The 23,268-nt window shown below is 63.9% G+C and carries 21 protein-coding genes; 12 read left to right on the top strand and 9 right to left on the bottom strand.

Annotation, left to right across the window (positions count from 1 at the left end):
* The first annotated feature begins 4 nt into the window (after positions 1–4).
* From mce to PQ467_RS01935, 4 genes are read left to right on the top strand one after another with little or no spacing between them, the layout of a single operon-like run.
* The gene (gene mce, locus PQ467_RS01950; protein WP_274174888.1) at positions 5–454 is read left to right on the top strand and encodes a methylmalonyl-CoA epimerase; all 450 of its coding nucleotides are present in this window, start codon (positions 5–7) and stop codon (positions 452–454) included.
* Positions 441–2,579 (top strand): methylmalonyl-CoA mutase, encoded by a 2,139-nt coding sequence (scpA, locus tag PQ467_RS01945; RefSeq protein WP_274174887.1) that lies wholly within the window; start codon positions 441–443, stop codon positions 2,577–2,579. The genes mce and scpA overlap by 14 nt, the downstream gene beginning before the upstream one ends.
* Positions 2,576–2,815: a hypothetical protein gene (locus tag PQ467_RS01940; RefSeq protein ID WP_274174886.1), complete on the top strand. Its 240-nt coding sequence runs from the start codon at positions 2,576–2,578 to the stop codon at positions 2,813–2,815. The genes scpA and PQ467_RS01940 overlap by 4 nt, the downstream gene beginning before the upstream one ends.
* A 2-nt stretch (positions 2,816–2,817) precedes the next feature.
* Positions 2,818–4,839 carry an acetyl-CoA carboxylase biotin carboxylase subunit gene (locus PQ467_RS01935; RefSeq protein ID WP_274174885.1) on the top strand — a complete coding sequence of 674 codons (2,022 nt, stop codon included), beginning with the start codon at positions 2,818–2,820 and terminating at the stop codon, positions 4,837–4,839.
* A gap of 61 nt (positions 4,840–4,900) precedes the next feature.
* Here PQ467_RS01935 and PQ467_RS01930 read toward each other — a convergent pair whose 3' ends face one another.
* From PQ467_RS01930 to PQ467_RS01905, 6 genes are all read right to left on the bottom strand, one after another.
* Positions 4,901–5,104 carry a hypothetical protein gene (locus PQ467_RS01930; protein WP_274174884.1) on the bottom strand — a complete coding sequence of 68 codons (204 nt, stop codon included), beginning with the start codon at positions 5,102–5,104 and terminating at the stop codon, positions 4,901–4,903.
* 186 nt (positions 5,105–5,290) lie between these two features.
* Entirely contained in the window at positions 5,291–6,472 is a 1,182-nt protein-coding gene (locus tag PQ467_RS01925; protein ID WP_274176066.1) for a DUF445 domain-containing protein, read from the bottom strand.
* Positions 6,473–6,573: 101 nt separating this feature from the next.
* Positions 6,574–9,768, bottom strand: a complete 3,195-nt coding sequence (locus PQ467_RS01920) for an efflux RND transporter permease subunit (protein ID WP_274174883.1) — start codon at positions 9,766–9,768, stop codon at positions 6,574–6,576.
* 13 nt (positions 9,769–9,781) lie between these two features.
* Positions 9,782–10,966, bottom strand: a complete 1,185-nt coding sequence (locus PQ467_RS01915) for an efflux RND transporter periplasmic adaptor subunit (RefSeq protein ID WP_274176065.1) — start codon at positions 10,964–10,966, stop codon at positions 9,782–9,784.
* A gap of 196 nt (positions 10,967–11,162) precedes the next feature.
* Entirely contained in the window at positions 11,163–11,462 is a 300-nt protein-coding gene (sciP, locus tag PQ467_RS01910; protein WP_274174882.1) for a CtrA inhibitor SciP, read from the bottom strand.
* Complete coding sequence (locus PQ467_RS01905) at positions 11,459–11,809, bottom strand: hypothetical protein (protein ID WP_274174881.1); 351 nt, start codon at positions 11,807–11,809, stop codon at positions 11,459–11,461. The genes sciP and PQ467_RS01905 overlap by 4 nt, the downstream gene beginning before the upstream one ends.
* Before the next feature lie 245 nt (positions 11,810–12,054).
* Here PQ467_RS01905 and mnmA point away from each other — a divergent pair, with 245 nt between their 5' ends.
* Entirely contained in the window at positions 12,055–13,137 is a 1,083-nt protein-coding gene (mnmA, locus tag PQ467_RS01900) for a tRNA 2-thiouridine(34) synthase MnmA (protein ID WP_274174880.1), read from the top strand.
* A 99-nt stretch (positions 13,138–13,236) separates the two neighbouring features.
* Here mnmA and PQ467_RS01895 read toward each other — a convergent pair whose 3' ends face one another.
* Entirely contained in the window at positions 13,237–13,623 is a 387-nt protein-coding gene (locus PQ467_RS01895) for a hypothetical protein (RefSeq protein ID WP_274174879.1), read from the bottom strand.
* Between the two features lie 31 nt (positions 13,624–13,654).
* On the opposite strand from PQ467_RS01895, the gene PQ467_RS01890 reads away from it, so the two are divergent.
* Positions 13,655–14,806, top strand: a complete 1,152-nt coding sequence (locus PQ467_RS01890) for a serine hydrolase domain-containing protein (protein WP_274174878.1) — start codon at positions 13,655–13,657, stop codon at positions 14,804–14,806.
* Between the two features lie 305 nt (positions 14,807–15,111).
* Here the strand turns inward: PQ467_RS01890 and PQ467_RS01885 are convergent, their stop codons facing one another.
* Together PQ467_RS01885 and pdxH are read right to left on the bottom strand one after the other, a co-directional pair.
* On the bottom strand, positions 15,112–16,038 hold the full coding sequence (locus tag PQ467_RS01885; RefSeq protein WP_274174877.1) for a cation diffusion facilitator family transporter: 927 nt from the start codon (positions 16,036–16,038) through the stop codon (positions 15,112–15,114).
* 11 nt (positions 16,039–16,049) lie between these two features.
* Entirely contained in the window at positions 16,050–16,670 is a 621-nt protein-coding gene (gene pdxH / locus PQ467_RS01880; RefSeq protein WP_274174876.1) for a pyridoxamine 5'-phosphate oxidase, read from the bottom strand.
* A gap of 137 nt (positions 16,671–16,807) precedes the next feature.
* On the opposite strand from pdxH, the gene PQ467_RS01875 reads away from it, so the two are divergent.
* From PQ467_RS01875 to PQ467_RS01850, 6 genes are all read left to right on the top strand, one after another.
* A complete protein-coding gene (locus PQ467_RS01875) occupies positions 16,808–17,746 on the top strand; it encodes a DnaJ C-terminal domain-containing protein (RefSeq protein ID WP_274174875.1) in 939 nt (312 codons plus the stop codon).
* Positions 17,715–18,800 (top strand): YihY/virulence factor BrkB family protein, encoded by a 1,086-nt coding sequence (locus PQ467_RS01870; RefSeq protein ID WP_274174874.1) that lies wholly within the window; start codon positions 17,715–17,717, stop codon positions 18,798–18,800. Before PQ467_RS01875 ends, PQ467_RS01870 begins: the two co-directional genes overlap by 32 nt.
* Positions 18,797–19,600 (top strand): enoyl-ACP reductase FabI, encoded by an 804-nt coding sequence (gene fabI / locus PQ467_RS01865; protein ID WP_274174873.1) that lies wholly within the window; start codon positions 18,797–18,799, stop codon positions 19,598–19,600. The genes PQ467_RS01870 and fabI overlap by 4 nt, the downstream gene beginning before the upstream one ends.
* Before the next feature lie 95 nt (positions 19,601–19,695).
* A complete protein-coding gene (locus PQ467_RS01860; protein ID WP_274174872.1) occupies positions 19,696–20,430 on the top strand; it encodes a sterol desaturase family protein in 735 nt (244 codons plus the stop codon).
* A gap of 96 nt (positions 20,431–20,526) precedes the next feature.
* Positions 20,527–21,801 (top strand): hypothetical protein, encoded by a 1,275-nt coding sequence (locus PQ467_RS01855; RefSeq protein WP_274174871.1) that lies wholly within the window; start codon positions 20,527–20,529, stop codon positions 21,799–21,801.
* Positions 21,802–21,848: 47 nt separating this feature from the next.
* A complete protein-coding gene (locus tag PQ467_RS01850) occupies positions 21,849–23,228 on the top strand; it encodes a M48 family metalloprotease (RefSeq protein WP_274174870.1) in 1,380 nt (459 codons plus the stop codon).
* Positions 23,229–23,268: the final 40 nt, after the last annotated feature.

The following is a 23,268-nucleotide window of genomic DNA, read 5'->3' as shown; positions in this document are numbered from 1 at the left end:
TGCCATGAAACTCGGACGTTTGAACCACGTCGGCGTGGCTGTGCCTTCCATGGCCGATGCCATTGCCTATTACCGCGATGTGATGGGCGCCACGCTCATCACCGAGCCTTTCGACATGCCCGAACAGGGTGTGAAGGTGGCCTTTGTCAACACGCCCCAGCAGCCGGGCGCGCTGGGCACCAATGGCGGCACGCAGATCGAACTGATCGAACCGCTTGGCGAAACCAGCCCCATCGCAGCCTTCATCGCCAAGAACCCTGCCGGGGGCCAGCACCACCTTTGCTATGAGGTGGAGGATATCGAGGCTGCACGGGAATGGTTCACAGCCCAAGGCAAGCGCATCCTCGGCCCCACGCGCATCGGTGCGCATGGCACGCCGATCTTCTTCCTGCACCCCAAGGATATGCTGGGGCAGCTGACCGAAATCATGGAGAGGTCGCATGAGCAGCATTGATAACTGGCAGGCGCTGGCCGCCAAAGAGGTCAAGGGCAAGGACCTGAACTGGCAGACGCCCGAGGGCATCACCGTCAAGCCGCTCTATACCGCCGATGATGTGAGCGTGGCCCCCGGCCTGCCCGGCTTCGCGCCCTTCACGCGCGGCGTGCGCGCCAGCATGTATGCGGGCCGCCCCTGGACGATCCGCCAGTACGCAGGCTTTTCCACCGCCGAGGAATCGAACGCCTTCTATCGCCGCAATCTGGCGGCGGGGCAAAAGGGCCTCTCGGTCGCCTTCGACCTTGCCACCCATCGCGGCTATGATTCCGACCACCCCCGCGTGGTGGGCGATGTCGGCAAGGCGGGCGTGGCCATCGACAGCGTCGAGGACATGAAGATCCTGTTCGACGGCATTCCCCTTGGCGAAATGTCGGTGTCGATGACGATGAACGGCGCGGTGATCCCGATCCTCGCCTTCTTCATCGTCGCGGGCGAGGAACAGGGCGTGCCGGTCGAAAAGCTCGACGGGACCATCCAGAACGACATCCTCAAGGAGTTCATGGTCCGCAACACCTATATCTATCCGCCCGAACCCAGCATGCGGATCATTTCGGACATCTTTGGCTACACATCCGCCAATATGCCCAAATTCAACAGCATTTCGATCTCCGGCTATCACATGCAGGAGGCCGGCGCGACGCAGGTGCAGGAACTGGCCTTCACCATCGCCGACGGCATCGAATATGTGAAATATGGCGTGGCCTCGGGCCTCGACATCGACAAATTCGCGGGGCGCCTGTCGTTCTTTTTCGCCATCGGCATGAATTTCTTCATGGAGGTCGCCAAGCTGCGCGCCGCGCGCGTATTGTGGCACCGGGCGATGACCAAGCTGGGCGCAAAGGATGAACGCAGCAAGATGCTGCGCACCCATTGCCAGACCAGCGGCGTGTCCTTGCAGGAGCAGGACCCCTATAACAACGTGATCCGCACCACGATCGAGGCCATGGCCGCGATGCTGGGCGGTACGCAGTCGCTCCACACCAATGCGCTCGATGAAGCCATCGCGCTGCCCACCGATTTTTCCGCCCGCATCGCGCGCAACACGCAGATCGTGATTCAGGAAGAAACGGGCATGTGCAATGTGGTCGATCCGCTGGGCGGGTCGTATTACATTGAATCGCTGACCCAGCAGTTGGTGGATGCAGCCCAAGCCATCATCGACCGCGTGGAAGGCGAAGGCGGCATGGCCAAGGCCGTGGCCGCCGGTTGGCCCAAGGCGATGATCGAGGAGGCCGCCGCCGCCCGTCAGGCCCGCGTGGACAAGGGCGAAGATGTCATTGTCGGCGTCAACAAATATCGTCTGGCCACCGAAGACCGGATCGAAACGCTCGACATCGACAACCATGTCGTGCGCGAGGCCCAGATCGCCCGGATCAAGGCGGTCAAGGCCGCCCGCGACGAGGCCGCCTGCCAGGCCGCCCTGCGCGCCATTACCGAGGGCGCGCGCGAAGGCGGCAATCTGCTGGCGCTGGCCGTCGAGGCCGCCCGCCACCGCGCCACGCTGGGCGAAATCAGCAGCGCGATGGAAGAGGTCTTTGGCCGCCACGGCACCGTGCCCACCCCGGTCAAGGGCGTCTATGGCTCGGCCTATGCGGGCGATGACCGCTATCAGCAGATCCTCGATGGCGTCGAGGCCGTTTCCCGCCGTCTGGAGCGCAAGCCCCGGATGCTGGTGGCCAAGATGGGGCAGGACGGGCATGATCGCGGGGCCAATGTGATCGCCTCGGCCTTTACCGACATGGGCTTTGATGTGACCTCTGGCCCGCTGTTCCAGACACCGGAAGAAGCCTGCGCGCTGGCCTTGGAAAAGGGCGTTGATGCGGTGGGGGCCTCCTCGCTTGCTGCAGGCCACAAGACGCTGATCCCGCAACTGATCGCCTTGCTGCGCGAGGCGGGCCGGCCCGACATCAAGGTCGTGGCGGGCGGCGTCATCCCGCCGCAGGACTATGAATTCCTGCGCGAGGCCGGGGTGCAGGGCATCTATGGCCCGGGGTCAAACGTGCTCGACTGCGCGGCCGACATGCTGCGCCTGCTGGGCCACAATATGCCGCCGCTGGGCAGCGAACTGGCGGACGCGGGATGAATCGTCGCTTTTTGCTGGAATGGTTGGGGCTGACTTTTGCAACAGCCATTGCCGTTCCAGCCTCTGCATGGGTGGCGATGATGGTTCGCATGGTGTTGGTTGGCGACAAGCCAGCAGGGACCATGGCTGAAATCGAAGCTGCCGAAAACCTTCAGTGGGCAGTTCAGATCGCGACCTATCTGGTCTGCGTCGCGCTGTTTTCCATTGCCGCTTTGCTCATTCTCAAGAGGAAATAGACTTGTTCAAGAAAATCCTCATCGCCAACCGTGGCGAAATCGCTTGCCGCGTCATCAAGACCGCACGCCGGATGGGTATTGCCACGGTGGCGGTCTATTCCGATGCCGATGCGCGCGCGCCCTTTGTGCAGATGGCCGATGAAGCCGTGCATATCGGCCCCTCGCCCGCCGCGCAGTCCTATCTGATCGCGGACAAGATCATCGAGGCCTGCAAGGCGACCGGCGCCGAGGCGGTCCATCCCGGCTATGGCTTCCTGTCGGAACGCACCAGCTTTGCCGAGGCTTTGGCCAAGGAAAACATCGCCTTCATCGGCCCGCCTGTCGGTGCGATTGCCGCGATGGGCGACAAGATCGAATCGAAGAAACTGGCCAAGGCGGCGGGCGTCAATGTCGTCCCCGGCTTTGTCGGAGAGATCGAGGACACCGATCATGCGGTGCGGATTTCGGAAGAAATCGGCTATCCGGTGATGATGAAGGCCAGCGCGGGCGGCGGTGGCAAGGGTATGCGCCTTGCCTATAACGAACAGGACGTGCGCGAGGGCTTCCCGGCGGTCAAGCGCGAGGGGTTGAACTCCTTTGGCGATGATCGCGTATTCATCGAGAAATTCATCCTCAACCCGCGCCATATCGAAATCCAGATCCTGGGCGATAAGCACGGCAACATCCTTTACCTGAACGAGCGCGAATGCTCGATCCAGCGCCGACATCAAAAGGTGGTCGAGGAAGCGCCCTCGCCCTTCGTGTCGCCTGCGATGCGCAAGGCGATGGGCGAGCAATGCGTCGCCCTGTCGCGCGCGGTGGGTTACTACAGCGCCGGTACGGTCGAACTGATCGTTTCGGGCGCGGACAAGAGCGGCGAGAGCTTCTACTTCCTCGAAATGAACACCCGCCTTCAGGTCGAACACCCCGTCACCGAGGCGATCACCGGCATCGATCTGGTCGAACAGATGATCCGCGTGGCCTATGGCGAGAAGCTGGCCATCACGCAGGACGATGTGAAGATCGACGGCTGGGCGATTGAAAACCGCGTCTATGCCGAAGATCCCTATCGCGGCTTCCTGCCCAGCACGGGCCGCCTCTCGCGCTATCGCCCGCCGGTGGAGGGCTGGACCGATGATGGCGCGGAAAACGGCCGCCGGGGCATTGACGGCGTGCGCGTGGATGACGGTGTCTATGAAGGCGGTGAAGTCTCGATGTTCTATGACCCGATGATCGCCAAGCTGGTGACATGGGGCGAGACGCGCGACGAGGCCGCCGACAAGCAGATCGCCGCGCTCGACCAGTTCGAGATCGAGGGGCTGGGCCACAACATCGACTTCGTTTCGGCCATCATGCAGCACCCCCGCTTCCGCAGCGGCGAGCTGACCACCGGCTTCATCGCCGAGGAATATCCCGAAGGCTTCCACGGCGCGGCGACAGATAGCGCGACGCTGAGCCATATCGCGGCGGTGTCGGGCTTTGTCGCCACCGCGCGGGCCGACCGCGCGCGCCAGGTCGATGGGCAATTGGCCGCCAATCTGGCCCCACCTTCGGAATGGTCGGTCAAACTGGCGGGCGAAACCTTCGCCGTCAGCGTCGATGCCGACAGCGTGCGCGTCAATGGCGCACAGGTCGATCTGGCTATGGAATACACGCCGGGCGACCGTCTGATCGTGGCCGAAATCGGCGAGGAAGTGCTGGGGCTGAAGATCGAGGTGACGCGCACCGGATTGAAGGTGACCACCCGCGGCGCGATCCACAAGGTCGATATCCTGCCCGCGCATGTGGCCGCGCTGGCCGATCACATGATCGAAAAGATCCCGCCCGATCTCTCGAAATTCCTGATCTGTCCGATGCCGGGCCTGCTGGTCTCGCTGGCGGTGAAGGAAGGCGACAAGGTCGAAGCGGGTCAGCCGCTGGCCGTGGTCGAGGCGATGAAGATGGAAAACATCCTGCGCGCCGAAAAATCGGCCACCATCGGCAAGATCAACGCCAAGCCGGGCGAGAGCCTGCCAGTCGATTACATCATTCTCGAACTGGAATAGAGTTAGGGCTGGATAGCGTTAAGGCGAGGCGGCGGGGGACCTTGAACCGGTTCTCCGCCGTTTATTTTGCGGCCCGCTCGGCCTCCATCTCGATCAACCGCCGACAGGCCGCCAGCGCGCCGGGCGCATCATCGGCCGCCAGATGGGCGGCATAGGACGCACATTCCTGCTGTCCCTCGCGCGTTTTCTGAAATCCGGCCACCATGGCCAACGGGCGCAGCAATTCCAGCCGCGCCGCCCAATCCTCATCATCGCGGCTGAGCACGTCGAGCGTTTTAGAGTAAAGGCACTGAACAGCTTCACCACGATTGCATGCGCCCATACAATCGCAATTGATGGCCACCGCCGTCGCCTGCACATCTTTTAAGTCAAAATTAATCATAGTTCTGTAATCCCGCTCATCTGCGCATCACAGATAGCCGTCATCAACGCATGACGAGCGGAATCGTTCCTACAATAGCTTCTCAATTGCGTGAAGCAGCAAACCGACGATTCCACCTACCAGCGTGCCGTTGATACGGATAAATTGCAGATCGCGCCCCACCGCGCCTTCAATCCGTTCCGAAACGGTACGCGCATCCCAGCGGCGCACGGTGTCCGACACCAGTTTGACGATCCCCGCCCCATGCCGCACCGCAAGGCCGGCCAGCGAACGGCGCGCGAATCGGTTTACCTGATGGCGCAGGCGCGCATCGGTCTGGAGCCCGGCGCCAAACCCGGCCAGACCCGCGCCCATCCGCCCCTGCAACAGACCGCCCGGATGGCGCAGCGCCTCAAGCGCGGCGCCGCGCGCCCGCTCCCACAATCCATCGATCCACGCCCCCATCGCGCGATTGGCCAGCATCTCGGCCTTCATCCGCGCCACCTTGGCCTGCATCGCCGGATCATGGCGCAGATCATGCGCCAGCCCCGCCAGCAGATCCTCCAGCTTGGTCCGCAGCGGGTGGTGCGGATCGACGATGCATTCGGCCAGCAGCTTATACAGCCCATCAAGGATCGTGTTGGCCAGCGTCTCGTCCAGCCCGGTCCAGCGCAGCAGCGTATGCGCGCGTTCGTGGATCATCCGGCGCAGGATGTCCTCATTGGCCTCCAGCGTGATTCCCGTCCAGCGCAGCATGGCCTCGATCACGCCGCGATGGCGGCCATCGGCCATCGCCCCTTCCAGCAATTGGCCCAGCAAAGGCGCCAGATCGAGCCGCTCCAATTGGCCGCGCAGCGTGGATTTGAGCATATTGCCCAATTGCTCGCCGGGCAGCGATTGCAGCATATCGCCCAGCAGGCCCGCGGCCCCCTGACGCAGGCGCGGCTCGCCAGCCCCCCCTTCACGCGGATCGGTCAGAAAGCCGCCCAGGGCCCCCGCCACATCCAGCCCCGACAACCGCCGCGCCACCACCTGGGGCGTGAGGAAATTGGCGCGCAGGAAACCGGCCATGCTGTCGGCAATCTGGTCCTTTTTGGCCGGGATGATCGCGGTATGCGGAATGGGCAGGCCCATGGGATGGCGAAACAGCGCCGTTACCGCGAACCAGTCGGCCAGCGCGCCGACCATCGCCGCCTCGGCAAAGGATTTCACCCATTCCCAGCCGGGGTTCACCGGCGCGAAATGGCGCGAGAGCAGGTAAAGCCCCGCCATACCCACCAGCAGCCCATGCGCCAGCCAGCGCACGCGAGCGGCCCGCTGATTGCCGCCCGCGCTCTCGCTGCCCACCCAGCGCGATAAACTGCGTTCCTGTCTCACTCGGCCGGGGTTACTCCTGCATGCCCATCACGTCCATACTCCGGATCGGCATGTTCGGGTTCATAGGTCAGCAGGCCACGGCGCAATTTCGGGCCGACCCGTTTCTCAAACCCGTCGGCCAGAGAGAAAGCCGCAGGCACGATCAGCAGCGTCAGCACCGTTGAAAGCGTCAGCCCGCCGATCACCACCACGCCCATCGGCGCGCGAAAGGCCGCATCGCCCGACAAGGACATGGCCGCCGGGATCATCCCCGCCGTCATGGCCACGGTCGTCATCACGATGGGCTGGGCGCGCTTGTGGCCCGCCTCGATGATCGCCTCGAATTTGGACGCGCCGCGCTGCATTTCCTCGATGGCAAAGTCGATCAGCAGGATCGAGTTTTTCGCCACGATGCCAAACAGCATCAGGATGCCGATATAGACCGGCATCGAGATCGGCATATCAAGCAGCGCCAGCAAGAGCAGCCCGCCCAAAGGCGCGAGGAACAGCGAAGCCATGTTGACCAGCGGCGAGACGACCCGGTGATAGAGCAGCACCAGCACCGCAAACACAAGGCCGATCCCCGCCGGCACCGCCAGCGCCAGATTGACCACCATCTCCTGCTGCCATTTGGCCTCGCCATAGGCGGTGTTCGACACGCCTGCGGGCAGGTTCTTCATGATGGGCAGCGCGCGCACCTTCTTTTCCGCCTCGCCCTTGATGACGCCCGGCGCCAGATCCGCGCCGACAAAGATGCGGCGTTCCTGATTATAGCGCTGGATGGTCGAGGGGCCGGAACCAAAGGTGATGTCGGCCACGCGGCTCAAGGGCACCGAGCCGCCCGAGGCGGTGGGCACCGGCAGATTGGCGATGTTCGACAGATCACGCCGCGCCTCTTCGGGCAGGCGCACGCGGATCGGCACCTGGCGGTCGGACAGCGAGAATTTGGCGGCGTTCTGGTCGATCTCGCCAATGGTGGCGATGCGGATCGCCTGGCTGAGCGAGGAGGTCGAGATGCCAAGGCTGGCGGCCAGATCCATATGCGGTACGATCACCACTTCGGGGCGGCGCATGTCGCCCGAAATGCGCGGGGCGACCAAGTCATGAACGCCCTTCATCTGTTCGACCAATTGGGCCGCGGTGCGTTCCAGCAGCACCGGATCCGAACTCGACAGCATGATTTCCAGCCCGCGCCCGGTGGACGAACCGCCATTGTTGCTGGCCTGGAAAGTGATGCGCGCATCGGCTATGCCCTGCACCGTTGGGGTGACTTCGCGCTCGAACTGCTTGGTGTGGATCTTGCGATCCTTTTTCAGCATGATCATCACGCGGGCCGTGCCTTCATTGACCCGTTCGAGCACCTGATCAGCCTCGGGCCGACGGCGGACGATATTGGCCACCTGATCGGCCACCGCCTCGGTCTGGGCCAGCGTGGTGCCGGGGACCATTTCGATGCGCAATTGGGTAAAATCGCTGTTCTCGTCGGGGAACATCGCGGTGGGCATGGCGATGAACAGCACGATGGTCAGCGCAAAACAGCCCAGCGCCACGCCGATCATCCAGATGCGATGGTCGCGCAAACGGGCGCGCAGATGGTCGCGCCACGACAAATGCCCCTTTTCCGCCAGCAGCCGCGCCCGCAGCGCCCGCGCGCCCGACACATCCAGCGACCAGTGCAGCACGCGCAGATAGATATCCATCATCCGCCCGCCGCCATGTTCGGCATGCCCGTGACTTTTCAGGAAATAGGCCGCCACCATCGGCGTAATCATGCGTGCCACGGCCAGCGACATCAGCACCGAAACCACCACCGTCAGGCCGAAATTCTTGAAGAACGCCCCGGACACGCCCGGCATCAACCCGACCGGCAAAAACACCGCCGCAATCGAGCAGGTCGTCGCCACCACCGCCAGACCGATCTCGTCGGCGGCATCAATCGCGGCCTGATAGGCGGTTTTGCCCATGCGCATATGCCGGACGATATTTTCGATCTCCACAATCGCATCGTCCACCAGCACGCCCGCGACAAGGCCCAGCGCCAGCAGGCTCATCGTGTTGAGCGTAAAGCCCAACCAGACCTTCATGAACCAGAAGGTCGGAATGGCCGACAGCGGGATAGCGATGGCCGAAACCACCGTCGCGCGCCAGTCACGCAGGAAGAAGAACACCACGATCACCGCCAGAACGGCGCCCTCGACCATGGATTCCATCGAGGATTCGTACTGCTTCTTGGTATAGGAAACCTGATTGAACAATTCGGTGAAATGGACGCCGGGCCGCTCCTTGGCGATCTTGTCCAATTCGACAATCGCCTTGTCATAGACCGACACGTCCGAGGCCCCGCGCGCGCGCGCGATCGAGAAGGTCACGACCTGCTTGCCGTTGACCTTGCCCAGCGAGGTGATTTCGCCCCACGCATCGCGCACCGTGGCAATATCGGCCAGTTTGACCACGCGGCCCGCCACCGGAATATCGGCCTGGCTTAACGCAAAGGCATCCTGCGCATTGCCCAGCACGCGCACCGATTGGCGCGTGCCGCCGATTTCCGCCTTGCCGCCCGCCGCGTTCAGATTGAGCGCGCGCAGCGCCGCATTGACCTGCGGCGCGGTGACGCCGAAAGCCTGCATCCGCGCCGGGTCGAGCGTCACGAGGATCTCGCGGTTGACGCCGCCGTTGCGCTTAATCTCGGCCACGCCCTCGACGCCCAGCAACCGCCGCGCCACCGTATCGTCGATGAACCACGAAAGCTGCTCCATCGTCATGTCTTCGGCCGACACGGCGAAATAGGCGATGGGGTCGCTCGAAGTGTTCACCTTGAACACCTGCGGCTCAAGGATGCCGTCGGGCAGATTGCCGCGCGCCTGATCGACCGCGTTTTTCACCTCGGCCACGGCCGCGTTGATGTCCTCGCCCAACTGGAATTCCACCATCGTCTGGCTGCTGCCTTCCGATGCGGTCGAACTGATCGAGGAAACGCCCGAAATCGTGCGCACCGCGCCTTCGATGCGCTGGGTGATCTGCGTCTCGATTTCGGTGGGGGCCGCGCCGGGTTGGGCGATCGAGACCACCACGATGGGGAATTCGATGTCGGGCTGGTCCTGAATCTCCATCCGGGCAAAGCTGATGATGCCCATCAGCATCATGGCCACAAAGATGACGATGGGCACCACCGGATGCCGGATCGACCAAGCCGAAAGATTGCGGAAGTTCATCGCTCCGGTCCCTTTACGGCTGTTTGGGCTGGCTGCGAGGATTGACCGTTTCGCCCTCGGTCAAAAACGCGCCCGCGCGCAGCACCACCCGTTCAACGCCCGAAAGGCCCGAGGCGATGGCCACGCCCTTTTCGGTCACCATCGCCACCTTGACCCGGCGGCGCACCGCCTTGTTGTCGCCGGTCACGACATAGACATAGCTGCCCTGGCTGTCTGCCTGCAGCGCCGATTCGGGCAACAGGGGCGCCGAGACCGAGCCGCTGCGGATTTCCGCGCTGGCAAAGCCGCCGGGGCGGATGTCGCGGTCATAGGGCAGCGCGATGCGGGCGATCCCCTGCCGCGTGGCCGGGTCGATCACCGGCGAGATCTGCCAGACATGGCCAACAAAGTCGCGCTCGGAACCCACAGGCCGTACCTTGACCTCCTGCCCCAGCGCCAGATGCGCCAGATCGCTTTCGGACAGGCGGGCGCGCATTTCCATCTCGCCCTTGTCGGCAATGCGGAACAGCACGCCATTGCCGGGGCTGACCACCTGACCCACCTCCAGCGCGCGGTCGAGCACGAGGCCATCGGCGGGCGCGACAATGTTCAACCGGCGGATCTTGGCATTCATCTCACCCAATTGCGCCTGCGCCACGCGCACCCGCGCATTGGCCGCATCGCGCACCGCGGTCAGCTTGTCGATGTCGGCATTGGAAATGAACCCATTGGCCACCAGTTTGAGCCCGCGGTCCAGATTGGCCTGGGCAATGCGCGCATCGGCCTGCGCCACGCCGATGTTGGCGTTGCTGCTGGCCTGTTGCTGGTTCTGCACCTGACGGTCGATCACGGCCAGCAATTGCCCGCGCCGGACCCATGCGCCCGGTTCGACCAGCACCTGAACCACCGTGCCGCCTTCGCCCACCACGCCCACGGGCATGTCATGGCGCGCGGCCAGCACGCCGCTGGCATTGATCGTTCCGGCAACGGTGGTGATGCCGGGGGCAGTCACGCTGACCAGAGGCGCCTGATTGGCGCGCGCGCCATCGCCGCCGGGATTGCGATGGGTATAGGCCCAGATGCCGCCGACGGCCAGAAGCACGGCCCCCGCCGCGATCAACGCCTTGCCGCGCGGGAAGGGCTGGGCCTCCTCGCCCTCAAGGCCGCCTTCATAGGCCGGTGCCATTGGGGCAGACTTCACCTTGGCCTCGACATTCATCTCGCTCACCACCCTGTAAGTATTGCGAACCGGTTCTGCTCCCGGATCATGCGGCAAGCGTATTACTTGAGTATATCACCCCAGGCAAGCAGGCTTTTCGGGCAATCGCGCCAAATTTAAGCAAAAGGGCGCAGGAGCCCCCCGCTCCCGCGCCCTTTCAAGCCCGAAACGGGCCGATGACAGGTGTTTTAACCTATCAGTATTTCAATTGGCGCTCATACAGATCGCGATAATGCTGAATCCGCGTCACGCGCAGGCCCTGCATGCCCGAACGATCCACCGCGCGTTGCCACGAGGCGAATTCTTCAAGCGTGAGGCTGTAACGCTCGCAGACCTCATCAATGGTCAGCAGGCCGCCGTTGACGGCTGCGACCACCTCGGCCTTGCGGCGCACGACCCATCGCGTGGTGTTGGGCGGCGGCAGCGAATCCAGCGTAAGCGGTTCGCCGAGCGGGCCAATGACCATGGCGGGACGGATTTTCTGGTTCTCGATCATTTCATTCCTCGATCGCCGGGATGACGGGGACCGGCAACGCCGAATTCAATGCCAGACATCGTTTTTCGAACCCCTCTAAAAACAGGGTTAACATCATGGAAAGTCTCTTTGCAGGAAGCACGGATGCTGTCCCAAACCGGTGCATAATCATTGAGAAAGCGCGCCACATGCGGATCGAAACTGCCCCCGGCGGGCATGGGCGGCGCCTCGCCGCAGCCGCGCTGAAAGGCGTGCGCGGCCGCCAGCCTTGTGGCCAGCCCATGCCAGTCCATCGCCCGGCGCGCGGCATTCGCGCCCGATGAAAAGGACTGGGCCAGCCAGTCTTCATGATCAAATCGAAGTTCCATTGATCACGTTATAGGCCCAACATGGTCAAGAGCCGGTAAAGGCGCTATTTACAACTTGTTGACCATGTTTAATCCCGATGAACGGCGCCCTCCGGCTCTGTCCCTATGGGATCGGGCGGCGCAAATCTGCCGATTTGGCGCTGGGGCCTGCTGGGTGTATGGGGCCGGTTATGGCTCATGATTCCCCCGCTCTGTTAACACCCCCTGCGCTCCTTGATCTGTTCGATCTTGGACAAAATGCAAAAATGCGTCGAATCGTTGTGGCGATGTCCGGGGGCGTAGACTCCTCCGTTGTCGCCGCTCTTGCCGCGCACAGCGGCGCCGAGGTGATTGGCATCACGCTCCAGCTTTACGATCATGGCGAGGCGGTGAAACGCAAGGGCGCGTGCTGTGCGGGCGATGACATTCGCGACGCGCGCGAGGTGGCCGACCGGCTGGGCATCGCGCATTATGTTTACGACCACGAATCCGCATTTCGCGAAAGCGTGGTTGATCGCTTCGCCGAAGATTACCTTAACGGGCGCACGCCGATCCCCTGCATCCGCTGCAACATGGGGCCAAAGTTCACCGACCTTTTGACCATGGCGCGCGATCTGGGGGCCGATTGCCTGGCAACGGGGCATTATGTGCGCCGGATGATGGGGGCGGCGGGGCCGGAACTGCACCGCGCGCTCGACCCCGCGCGCGATCAGTCCTATTTCCTATACGCCACCACCGAGGCGCAGCTCGACTTCCTGCGCTTCCCGCTGGGCGGTCTGCCCAAGCCGCTGGTGCGCGAACTGGCCGACCATTTCGGCCTCAAGGTCGCGGCCAAGCCCGATTCGCAGGACATCTGTTTCGTGCCCGAGGGCGATTATGCCAGCGTGGTGCGCAAGATCCGCCCCGAAGGCGAACGGCCCGGCGATATCGTCCATGCCCAGACCGGCGCGGTGCTGGGCCAGCATCGCGGCGTCATCCACTATACCGTGGGCCAGCGGCGCGGGCTGGAAATCGGCGGTCTGCCCGAACCGGTTTATGTGGTGGGGATCGATGCACCGGGCGCGCGGGTACTGGTGGGGCCGCGCGCGATGCTGGCGGTCTCGGCGGCGCGGATTGTCGAGACCAACCGGATCGGGCCGTTGCCCGAGGGCGTTGAACTCACCGCCAAGGTGCGCTCGCTGGCCAAGCCGGTGCCGGTGGTGCTGGACGGGCCGCTGGGCGACGGGGCCGACACCACGATCCGCTTTGCCAGCCCCGAATATGGCGTGGCGCCGGGTCAGGCGGCGGTGATCTATGCGGGCGACCGGGTAATCGGCGGCGGCTGGATCGAGGAAACCTTCGCGGCCTAGAGCGAAATCCGTTCCGATTGCATCGGACCGGTCGCTCTAGATCTTTGTTTGACCGCGTTTTCCAAGTCACCAGATGATTCCATCTGGTTCGAAAACGCTCTAGCGCTCCCATTTCTCCAGAACGCAGCCTTCGCCCGGGCGCAAGGTTGCGGTCTGGGCCGCGATCAGGGGCACGCGCGCGGTCACGCTTTTGGCGCTCTCGTCGGCCGAGAGCATGACCATGCCCATGCCCGGCTCGAAGTCGCTCCTGCACTGGTCCAGCGGGCGCCCTTCGACAAAGCGGCACGAACAGGCGATGCGCGCGCCAAAAGCCGCCCCGGTCAACGCATCCTTGGCCAGCCGCGGCCCTTTCCACAGGCCCAGCCCCAGCGCCACGAACGCCCCAAGCCCCAGCAACACAAGCACAATCCGCAGCCGGAAACCGCGACCGGAAGCGGCGCTTTCGCCCCGCCCTTCACGCAACCAACTCAGCTTGAAACTTGCCATCGGGAACGACCTTGCGCATGGAGGCATCGTGATGGTCACGCGCCGCCCCCCCCTTATCGCGCCCAAGCGCCGCTTGCCAACCCTGATGGCCGCGCTTTCGCTCGCGTTGCTGGCGGGCTGCGGCGGCGGGGAAAAGGCCGAATCGCCCCTCTCTCCCGCAGCCATGGCCGCCATCGGCCCGCGCCCCGGCGCCCCGCGTGAAGCCTTGGCCCGCGCGGTGGATGAATTGTTCACCGACCCCATGCTGGGCGAAACCCGCGCGCTGGTAATTATGCATCGCGGGCGAATCGTGGCCGAACGCTATGCCCCAGGCTATGGGCCGAACACGAAACTGATCGGCTGGTCGATGTCCAAGACGATCACCGGGGTGCTGATCGGCCTGCTGATTTCGGACGGACGGCTCACGCTCGACGAATCGGCGCCGGTCCCTTCGTGGCAGCGCCCCGGCGACCCGCGCGGCGAAATCACCTTGCGGCAATTGCTGCAGATGCGCTCGGGCCTGCACCATGTCGAATCGACCACGCCAGCAGGCGATGCCGACACCGTGCGCATGCTGGCGCTCGACGGGCGCGACGATATGGCCGCCTATGCCGAGGCCCAGCCGCTGGTGGCAGAGCCCGGCAGCCGGTGGGAATATTCCACCGCCACCAGCGTGATCCTCGCCGATATCGCCGCGCGCGCGCTGACCGACAGCCGCGATCCCGCCGCCCGGCGCCAAGCGGTCGGCGATTATCTGCGCAGCCGCCTGTTCACCCCCGCCGACATGCCCAGCGCCACCCCCGAATTCGACGCCGCAGGCACCATGATCGGGGGCAGCATGATCCACGCCACCGCGCGCGACTGGGCGCATTTCGGCGAATTCCTGCGCGATAACGGCATGGTCAACGGCGCGCGCATCGTCCCCTCCGACTGGGTGGGCTTTATGCGCAGCCCCGCGCCCCACAACCCCGGCTATGGCGCGCAGATCTGGCTGAACCGTCCCCAGCCCAGCGGCCAGGAAGAACTCTTCCCCGGACGCGGCAAGGCCAACATCTTTGCCGCCATCGGGCACCTTGGCCAATATGTCATCGTCTCGCCCGATCAGGAACTGACCGTGGTCCGGCTGGGCAAGACCGACCACGCCATGCGCCCCGCGCTGGTGCGCAAACTGGCCGATATTGTGCAATTGTATAATCAGGATTGATCAGCGCAGAGGTTAAAGATGCCTCCGGCGGGCGTTATATGCCTCCGGCGGGCAAAGGGCGGGGGCCCTTTGCAATCCCGTTAATGGGTGGCGCCGGGATCGCAGCGGTGTGTTTAGCTGTGAGGGTTATATAGCCTGCGGCGCGACGGGGTAGCGCTGACCGGCGCCGCAGGCTCTCTATTCCCAATCCTCTCCACCTTGCGCTTCGCCGCCGCTGTGGCGCAACGACGACAGTATTGGGATTGCAAAGGGCCCCCGCCCTTTGCCCGCCGGAGGCATTTTTCAAACCTCGAATAACGCCCGCCCTAAACGTCCCCCGTCTGCAAGATATCCTCCGCCGCCACGCCATGCTCATCGACATGTCCCTCCGGATCGGGATGGATGAGGATTTCGACATCGGGAAATTCGGCGTGCAATTTGGCCTCGATCTCGTCCATGACCTTGTGTGCATGGGTCACGGTCATATTACCGTCCACCCAGACGTGGAACTGGACGAAATCGCGGTTGCCGCTGGTGCGGGTGCGCAGGTCGTGGACGCCGCGCAGCTCGGGGTGGCGGCCGAGGACTTCGACGAAGCGGGCTTTTTTGTCCTCGGGCCATTCGCGGTCCATCAATTGCTCGATGGCCTCCTCGCTGGCATGCCATGCGCCCCAGCCCAGCCAGAGCGCGATGCCCAGACCAAACAGCGGGTCGGCCTTGGTCAGGCCCGCATATTGGTCGAGCAGCAGCGCAACAATGACCGCCACGTTGAGCAGCAGGTCGGATTTATAGTGCAGATGGTCGGTGGAAATCGCCACCGAGCGCGTGCGGCGGATCACATATTGCTGCCACGCCAGCAGCGCCAGCGTGCCCGCAATCGCAATGACCGAAACCAGGATGCCATCGCCCGCCGATCCGGTGCGCTCGCCCGACATCAGCTGCTGAACCGAATGGATCGCCAGCGCGATCGCCGAGGCCCCGATCAGCAGCACCTGAAACATGGCGGAGAGCGCCTCGGCCTTGCCATGGCCAAAGCGGTGGTTGTTGTCGGCGGGCATCCCCGCCACCCAGACCCCCGCCAGCGTGGCCAGCGACGCCACCAGATCGAGCAGCGTATCGGCAAGGCTGCCCAGCATCGCAGTCGAGCCGGTCGTCCACGCCGCCCAACCCTTCAGACCCACCAGCAGCAGGGCCATCGAGATGCTGGCATAGGCTGCGCTGCGGTTCAGCGCCGAATGATCGTGTTGGGCCATGGTTGCGCCTTTTACGGGTAAAGCAGGCTGCTGGTCCAGCCCTCACCTGTGCGGACAAAGCGGCGGCGTTCGTGCAGGCGAAAGGCGCGGTCCATCCAGAATTCCATCGCCTCGGGCACAAGGCAGAAGCCCGTCCAGTGCGGCGGGCGCGGCACCGGCCCGATCAGATGGCGCGCCGTCACGCGGGCAATATCGGCGACAAACGCCGCGCGCGAGGCCAGTGGCGCGGACTGGTTGCTGGCATGGGCGCCCAATTGCGAATCGCGGCTGCGGCTGGCGAAATAGGCGTCGGCCATCTCGTCGGGCACCTGATGGATCGCGCCTTCAATACGGATCTGGCGGCGCAGGCTTTTCCAGTGAAACAGCATGGCGGCCTTGGGATTGGCCAGCAATTCGCCGCCCTTGCGGCTGTGGCTGTTGGTGTAAAACACAAAGCCTCCGCGCGGACCCAGCAATTGGGGCCCGTGATCCTTCATCAGCACCATGCGCACCGAGGGGAAGGCATCGGGCGTGGCCGTGGCCACCGCCACCGCTTCGGGGTCGTTGGGCTCGGATTTCTTCGCCTCGGCAAACCATGCGTCGAACAGGGCGAAGGGATCGCCGCCGACAATCGCGTCTGATTCCGAACTCATATCCGTTGTTTCCGTCTAGAATTGCGCCTGTCTGCGCCGTTAGGCCAGTTTGCCCGATCACGAAAGCGGCGAAAAGGGCATCATCCATTTGATCTGATACCTTGCAGGGCGGGCCTTGCCATCCTAGCTAGGCGGGCATGGCACAAGATCCTTATGCAATTCTGGGTGTATCGCGCGGCGCAAGCGAGAAGGACATCAAGTCCGCCTATCGCAAGCTGGCCAAGGAATTGCACCCCGACCACAACAAGGACAACCCCAAGGCCGCCGAGCGTTTCAGCGAGGTGACGCGCGCCTATGACCTGTTGACCGACAAGGACAAGCGCGCCCAGTTCGACCGGGGCGAGATTGACGGCGAGGGCAATCCGGCCGGATTCGGCGGCGCAGGCTTTGGTGGCGGCGGCTTTGGCGCCGGTGGTTTCGGCAATGGCCAGCGCGGCTTTGGCGGCGGCGGGGCCGGGCCGGAAGGCATGGATTTCGGCGATATTTTCGAAGGCATCTTTGGCGGGCGCAGCGGCGGATTTGGCGGCGGCGGCGGTTTTGGCCGTCAGGCGCCTCCGCCGCGCGGCGCCAACCGCGCCTATCGCCTTGCCGTGTCGCTGCCCGATGCCGCGCTCTGCGCCAATCAGCGCATCACGCTCGCCGACGGCAAGACGGTCGATGTCAAATTGCCCAAGGGCGTCGAGGACGGGATGCAGATCCGTCTGGCGGGCAAGGGCGAGCCGGGCCCCGGCGGCGCGGGCGATGCGATGATCACCATCGCCATCCAGCCCCACCCCTATTTCCGCCGCGATGGCGATGATATCCGCGTCGATATCCCCGTGGCTCTGGACGAGGCGGTGTTTGGCGGCAAGGTCAAGGTGCCCACCGTCGATGGCGCCGTCATGCTGACCGTGGCGCCGGGCAGTTCGAGCGGCAAGACTTTGCGTATCAAGGGCCGCGGCTTTACCCGCAAGGACGGCACGCGCGGCGACCAGTTCGTGACGCTGGAGATCGCGCTCCCCGAGGGCGATGCGGATCTGGCGCAAAGGCTGGAAGGCTGGCGGGATGCGCGCGATCTGCGCGCGAAATTCGGATAAGGACGTGCCTCGTTTCGGCAAATCCGGCGGCAGGGGGAGGCTCCCTCCCCTTGGCACCGGCGGGTTTGTCATCAACGTGCATCTGCGTGATCTGACGCCCGAGGCGCGGCGGCGGCGCGTGGCCCGCATGCGCGGGGGCATGGGCAATCGGCTGCGCACGCATCTGGGCTATCGCGCCTTTACCGTGATCCAGCGCGTGGTGACGGGCGTTTGGCGCGATGGGTTCATCCATGCGGGCAATCTGGCCTATATGGCCATTTTGGCGATCTTTCCCTTTTTCATCGTGGCGGGCGGCCTCTTCTCGCTGGTGGGCGAGGCGAGCGAGCGGTCCTATCTGATCCATTCGATGCTGCGGGTGATGCCGCGCGTGGTGGCCTCGGTGCTGGAACCGGTGGCGCGCGATGTGGTGGAAATGCGCCATGGCATGCTGCTCTGGGTGGGCATGGTGGCCGGGCTGTGGACGGTCTCCAGCCTGATCGAGACGGTGCGCGATATCCTGCGCCGCGCCTATGGCACGACATCGAACAAGCGGACCTTCTGGCGGCGGCGTCTGGCCGGATCGGGGCTGGTGATGGTGGCGGTGATCCTGCTGCTGGTCTCGCTTTATCTTCAGGTGGCGATCAGCACGAGTCTGCAGATGATCCCGGTGGCCACGATTCGCGATTCGGCCATGGCCTTCAATCTCAGCCTGTCGCGGCTGGTGCCGATGGTGGTGCTGTTTGGCTCGCTCTATCTGCTGTTTTTTATTCTGACGCCCGAATTCTATCGCCGCTCGGCCTATCCCAAATGGCCCGGCGCCTTGCTGGTCACGCTGTGGTGGGGGGCGGTTTCGCTGGTGCTGCCCTGGCTGTTGCGCTGGCTCTTTACCTATGACCAGACCTATGGCGGCCTTGCCGGATCGATGATTGCCTTGTTCTTTTTCTGGCTTGTCGGGCTTGGGTTGGTTACAGGCGCGGAATTGAATGCGGCTCTGGCGATCACGCCGGAAGAACGCGACTGGTTAGGGCAGGCGGATAAGCGCGCGTCCGACAACATGAGGGAAGATTACGAATGACCGGACTGATGCAGGGCAAGCGTGGCCTGATCATGGGGCTGGCAAATGATAAGTCGCTGGCTTGGGGCATCGCCCAGAAGTTGCACGAGCATGGCGCGGAGCTGGCCTTTTCTTATCAGGGCGAGGCGCTGAAAAAGCGCGTCGGGCCGCTGGCCGAGAGCCTTGGCAGCGATTTCCTGATCGATTGCGACGTGTCGGACATGGACGCGCTGGACGCGGCGTTTGACGCGCTGAAAGCACGTTGGGAAACCATCGACTTTGTCGTCCATGCCATCGGTTATTCGGACAAGACCCAGTTGCGCGGCCGTTATTACGACACCACGCTCGACAATTTCCTGATGACGATGAACATCTCGGCCTACAGCCTGGTCGCCGTGACCAAGCGCGCGCAGGAAATGATGCCCAATGGCGGCTCGATCCTGACGCTCTCCTATTACGGCGCGGAAAAGGTCGTGCCCCATTACAATGTGATGGGCGTGGCCAAGGCGGCGCTGGAAACCAGCGTCAAGTATCTGGCCAATGACTGCGGCCCGGCGGGCATCCGCGTCAACGCCATTTCGGCCGGGCCGATCAAGACGCTGGCCGCCAGCGGGATCGGCGATTTCCGCTATATCCTGAAATGGAACGAGTTGAACTCGCCGCTGCGCCGCAATGTCACGATTGAGGATGTGGGCGGCGCGGGCCTCTATCTGCTTTCCGATCTGGCCGGCGGCGTGACGGGCGAGATCCACCATGTGGACGCCGGTTACAATGTCGTGGGCATGAAGCAGGAAGATGCGCCCGATATTGCGCTGAGCTAAACTCCCTCTTTAACCGATCCGATAGGGGGCGCGGGCGGGCATTGCCCCTTGCGCCCCATTTCCCCCGACGGACAAACCCGGCATAAGGCCCGACCATGTCCGACCCAACCCTGCTCTCCGCCCTGATTTCGGCGCTGGCGATGACGCTCATCGTCTCGCTGCGCTATCTGCTGTCCAGCGGCGGCTTTGCCTGGGCCACGCGCCTGCGCCAGCCCGGCCTTTACGCCCCCCTCTCCCGCCAGATCCGCGCCGAGATCGGCTGGTCGCTGCTGTCATGCGTGATATTCGGCATTCCGGCGGGCATTGTCGCATGGGGATGGCGCGCGCATGGCTGGACGCGGATTTATGAAGACATCCATGCCATGCCCCTGTGGTATTGGCCGCTTTCGATCCTGATCTATCTGGCGATCCACGACACGTGGTTCTATTGGAGCCACCGCTGGATGCATGCCCCGCGCGTGTTTCGCGTGTTTCACGCGGTCCACCATGCCAGCCGCCCGCCCACCGCATGGGCCGCCATGGCCTTTCACCCCACCGAGGCGTTGACCCAGGCCTTTGTCATCCCGCTGCTGGTGTTTCTTGTGCCCATACACGTGGGCGCTTTGGCGATAGTATTAACCATCATGACGGTGATGGGCGTGACCAACCACATGGGCTGGGAGATATTTCCGCGCTGGATCGTTCATGGGCGACTCGGGCAATGGATCATCACCGCCACCCATCACCAGCGCCACCACGACATCTATCGCGCCAATTTCGGCCTCTATTTCCGGTTTTGGGACAGGATTTGCGGCACCGACAAGGGATTAGGGACATTTTCACCCTCTTAATGCTCTGACCGAATGGCGCAACTTAACCAATGCTTTACCCTGTTGCGCGATTATGGCCCCCGTTAAACATTCGCAAGGATCGGCGGGAGCGACATTATGGACGGCGCGGGCAGCTTTTTCGAACGCAACGCCGGAATCAATCCGGTCACCGATGAGGACGAGGATGATTTCCTCGATCTGCCCCCCGTGGTCGTGGCCGAGGGCGAGCGACGGCTGCAGATCCGCGCCTATGACCATTGGACCCAATTGCTGGGCGCCAAGACCATGCCGCTGATTGCCGATCTCAAGCTTGACCAGATCGAGGATATTGCCCCGCAGGCCGTGCTGATCGATTTTGCCCACAGCACCGCCGATCCGCGCATCCGCTTTGTGGGCGAGATGCTGGCGCAGGAATGCGGCGTGGCGCGCGACATCACCCGGCTGGATCAGGTGCCCGCCGATTCGATGCTGGCGCGCCTGACCGGGCAATATATGCAGATCATCGCCAATCAGGCCCCGATCGGTTTCGAGGAGGAATTCCTCAATGCCCGCGGGGCCATGATTGCCTATCGCGGCATGCTGCTGCCCTTTGCCGAGGAATTGGGCGGGCCGATCCGCTATGTTTTGGGCGTGGTCAACTGGAAGGAGGCGGCCGACGCCTCGCTGAATGAACAATTGGCCCGCGAATTGGGCGCCTCGTTTCATGACGGCGGCGAGGCGAGCCCCCCCCGCCCCACCGCCGAGCAAACCGTGGCGCAATGGGCCGCATGGGCCGACGGGCCGCAAGGCGGAATAAACCCCGCCCCCGCGCGCGATCTGGCCGATTGGCTGAGTGAGGCGCGCGATCTGGCCTATGCCGCCGCCAACACTCAGGACCGCCCGCGTCAGGCGCTGTATGCCGCCATCGGCCGGGCCTATGACTTCGCGCTGATCGCGCGTGACAAGCCGGGCGAGCTGCACGAACTGATGGCGCAGGAGGGCCTTGTCGGCCAGCCGCGCGCGCCGCTGGTGCCCATCGTCAAGCTGGTGTTCGGCGCCGATTACGACAAGACGCGGCTGACCGAATATGCCACCGCGCTCTCGCATGGGCTTCGCCTTGGCCTGCCACAGGGCGCAATGGCCGACCATCTGGCGCAGGCCAGCGGGGGCCTGAAAGGCGTGGTGGCGCAGGAGCGCCGGTTGCGCCGCGATGAAAGCGCCAGCGAGGCCGAGAATGACAATCCGCTCGACCGCCTGACCCCGCGCCCTCTGGCCGCGCTGAACGCCGAGGGGCCGGAATATGCGGTGGTGCTGGTCCGGCGGATGGAGGATGGCACCATCGCGCTGCTGGGCGATCTGGGCGATGATCCGGCGCTGATGACGCGGGCCACGCGCCTGCTTACGCCGGAATAAATCTTCAGGCGCGGTTCAGGGCAAACCATGCTAGGTCTTATCCCAGCATGTCAGTCCGTTCCGCGCTCGCCTCTGCCTTTCGCTCCGTGGCCACGCTTGCCGTGTGCCTGCTGGCCACCACGCCTGCGGTGGCGCAATCGGTGCTGCGCGATGCGGAAACCGAGGCTTTGTTTCGCGATATGGCCGCGCCTCTGGTGCGCGCGGCGGGGCTGGACCCCAAGAATGTCGATATCGTGCTGGTCAATGATTCCTCGATCAACGCCTTCGTGGCCGGGGGTCAGGCGGTCTATATCCATTCGGGCCTGATCAATGAGGCTTCCTCCGCGCTGGAGGTTCAGGGCGTGATCGCGCATGAATTGGGCCACGTGGTCGGCGGCCATGCGATCGATGATCGCGGGGCCAAGATGGCGGGCAATATCTCGATCCTCTCGCTGTTGCTGGGCGCGGCGGCGGCCGCGGCGGGCGGCGGCGCGGCGGCGATGGGCGTGTTCATGGCCGGGCAACAGGCCGCGATGGGCAAATTTCTGGCCTATACCCGCGGCGAGGAAGAGGCCGCCGATGCGGCGGGCGCATCCTTCCTGTCCAAGGCGGGCATGTCCGGGCGCGGCTCGCTGGAGTTTTTTCACAAGCTGCTGGTGATGGAAAACCGCTATGGCATGACCCATAGCGACGAGGCGAGCTTCTATTCCACCCACCCGCTGACCGATGAGCGCATCGCCTATCTGGAGGACGTGTACAAGAAAGACCCCGCATGGAACGCGCCCAGCGATCCGGCGCTGGAGGAACGCTTTCAACGGGTGAAGGCCAAGCTCTACGGCTATCTGGCCGAACCGCCCAGCACGTTTCAGGCCTTTCCCGACTATATGAACAATGTGCCCGCGCTTTATGCCCGTGCCTATGCCTATCACAAGGAAGGCTATCTGGATAAGGCGACGGGCGAGGCGGACAAGCTGTTGGCGATGGCCCCGCGCGATCCCTATTTCCTTGAATTGAAGGGCCAGATCCTGCTGGAGGCGGGCAAGCCGGCCGAGGCGCTTGGCCCCTTGCGACAGGCAACGGCGCTGACCGGCAACCAGCCCTTGATCGCCACCACCTTTGGCCACGCGCTGATCGCGCAGGACGATCTGGTCAATTCGCGCGCGCATCTGGACGAGGCGCAAAAGGTATTGAAGGCCGCCGTGGCGCGCGACCGGGAAAATCCCTTTGCCTGGTATGTGCTGGGTATCACCTATGCCAAGAGCGGCGACCTGCCCCGCGCCCGTCTGGCCAGCGCCGAACAGGCCTCGCTTTCGGGCAATTGGGGCGGGGCGATGGTCAATGCCGAGGCCGCCAAGAACGGCCTTGCCGCCGGATCGCCGGACGCCATCCGCGCCGAGGATATTGCGCTGGAGGCCAAGAGCTATCTCGCAAAATCGAAAAAACGCTAATAGAGCAGAGCGGCACCGGCCCTCTCCCCCGGCCCTGTCA

It is taken from the genome of Novosphingobium sp. KACC 22771, assembly GCF_028736195.1.
Lineage (GTDB): Bacteria > Pseudomonadota > Alphaproteobacteria > Sphingomonadales > Sphingomonadaceae > Novosphingobium.
This window is presented reverse-complemented; position numbering and strand designations above follow the sequence as displayed.

What these genes read in the sequence shown, in the direction of transcription:
- fabI (WP_274174873.1), top strand. Translation starts at nt 18,797, where the DNA reads ATGACCGGACTGATGCAGGGCAAGCGTGGCCTGATCATGGGGCTGGCA.
- PQ467_RS01925 (WP_274176066.1), bottom strand. Translation starts at nt 6,472, where the DNA reads ATGGCGGGGCTTTACCTGCTCTCGCGCCATTTCGCGCCGGTGAACCCC.
- PQ467_RS01895 (WP_274174879.1), bottom strand. Translation starts at nt 13,623, where the DNA reads ATGGCAAGTTTCAAGCTGAGTTGGTTGCGTGAAGGGCGGGGCGAAAGC.
- PQ467_RS01885 (WP_274174877.1), bottom strand. Translation starts at nt 16,038, where the DNA reads ATGGCCCAACACGATCATTCGGCGCTGAACCGCAGCGCAGCCTATGCC.
- PQ467_RS01915 (WP_274176065.1), bottom strand. Translation starts at nt 10,966, where the DNA reads ATGAATGTCGAGGCCAAGGTGAAGTCTGCCCCAATGGCACCGGCCTAT.
- PQ467_RS01860 (WP_274174872.1), top strand. Translation starts at nt 19,696, where the DNA reads ATGTCCGACCCAACCCTGCTCTCCGCCCTGATTTCGGCGCTGGCGATG.
- PQ467_RS01905 (WP_274174881.1), bottom strand. Translation starts at nt 11,809, where the DNA reads ATGGAACTTCGATTTGATCATGAAGACTGGCTGGCCCAGTCCTTTTCA.
- PQ467_RS01875 (WP_274174875.1), top strand. Translation starts at nt 16,808, where the DNA reads ATGGCACAAGATCCTTATGCAATTCTGGGTGTATCGCGCGGCGCAAGC.
- PQ467_RS01890 (WP_274174878.1), top strand. Translation starts at nt 13,655, where the DNA reads ATGGTCACGCGCCGCCCCCCCCTTATCGCGCCCAAGCGCCGCTTGCCA.
- PQ467_RS01870 (WP_274174874.1), top strand. Translation starts at nt 17,715, where the DNA reads ATGCGCGCGATCTGCGCGCGAAATTCGGATAAGGACGTGCCTCGTTTC.
- mce (WP_274174888.1), top strand. Translation starts at nt 5, where the DNA reads ATGAAACTCGGACGTTTGAACCACGTCGGCGTGGCTGTGCCTTCCATG.
- sciP (WP_274174882.1), bottom strand. Translation starts at nt 11,462, where the DNA reads ATGATCGAGAACCAGAAAATCCGTCCCGCCATGGTCATTGGCCCGCTC.
- PQ467_RS01920 (WP_274174883.1), bottom strand. Translation starts at nt 9,768, where the DNA reads ATGAACTTCCGCAATCTTTCGGCTTGGTCGATCCGGCATCCGGTGGTG.
- mnmA (WP_274174880.1), top strand. Translation starts at nt 12,055, where the DNA reads ATGCGTCGAATCGTTGTGGCGATGTCCGGGGGCGTAGACTCCTCCGTT.
- PQ467_RS01940 (WP_274174886.1), top strand. Translation starts at nt 2,576, where the DNA reads ATGAATCGTCGCTTTTTGCTGGAATGGTTGGGGCTGACTTTTGCAACA.
- scpA (WP_274174887.1), top strand. Translation starts at nt 441, where the DNA reads ATGAGCAGCATTGATAACTGGCAGGCGCTGGCCGCCAAAGAGGTCAAG.
- pdxH (WP_274174876.1), bottom strand. Translation starts at nt 16,670, where the DNA reads ATGAGTTCGGAATCAGACGCGATTGTCGGCGGCGATCCCTTCGCCCTG.
- PQ467_RS01850 (WP_274174870.1), top strand. Translation starts at nt 21,849, where the DNA reads ATGTCAGTCCGTTCCGCGCTCGCCTCTGCCTTTCGCTCCGTGGCCACG.
- PQ467_RS01855 (WP_274174871.1), top strand. Translation starts at nt 20,527, where the DNA reads ATGGACGGCGCGGGCAGCTTTTTCGAACGCAACGCCGGAATCAATCCG.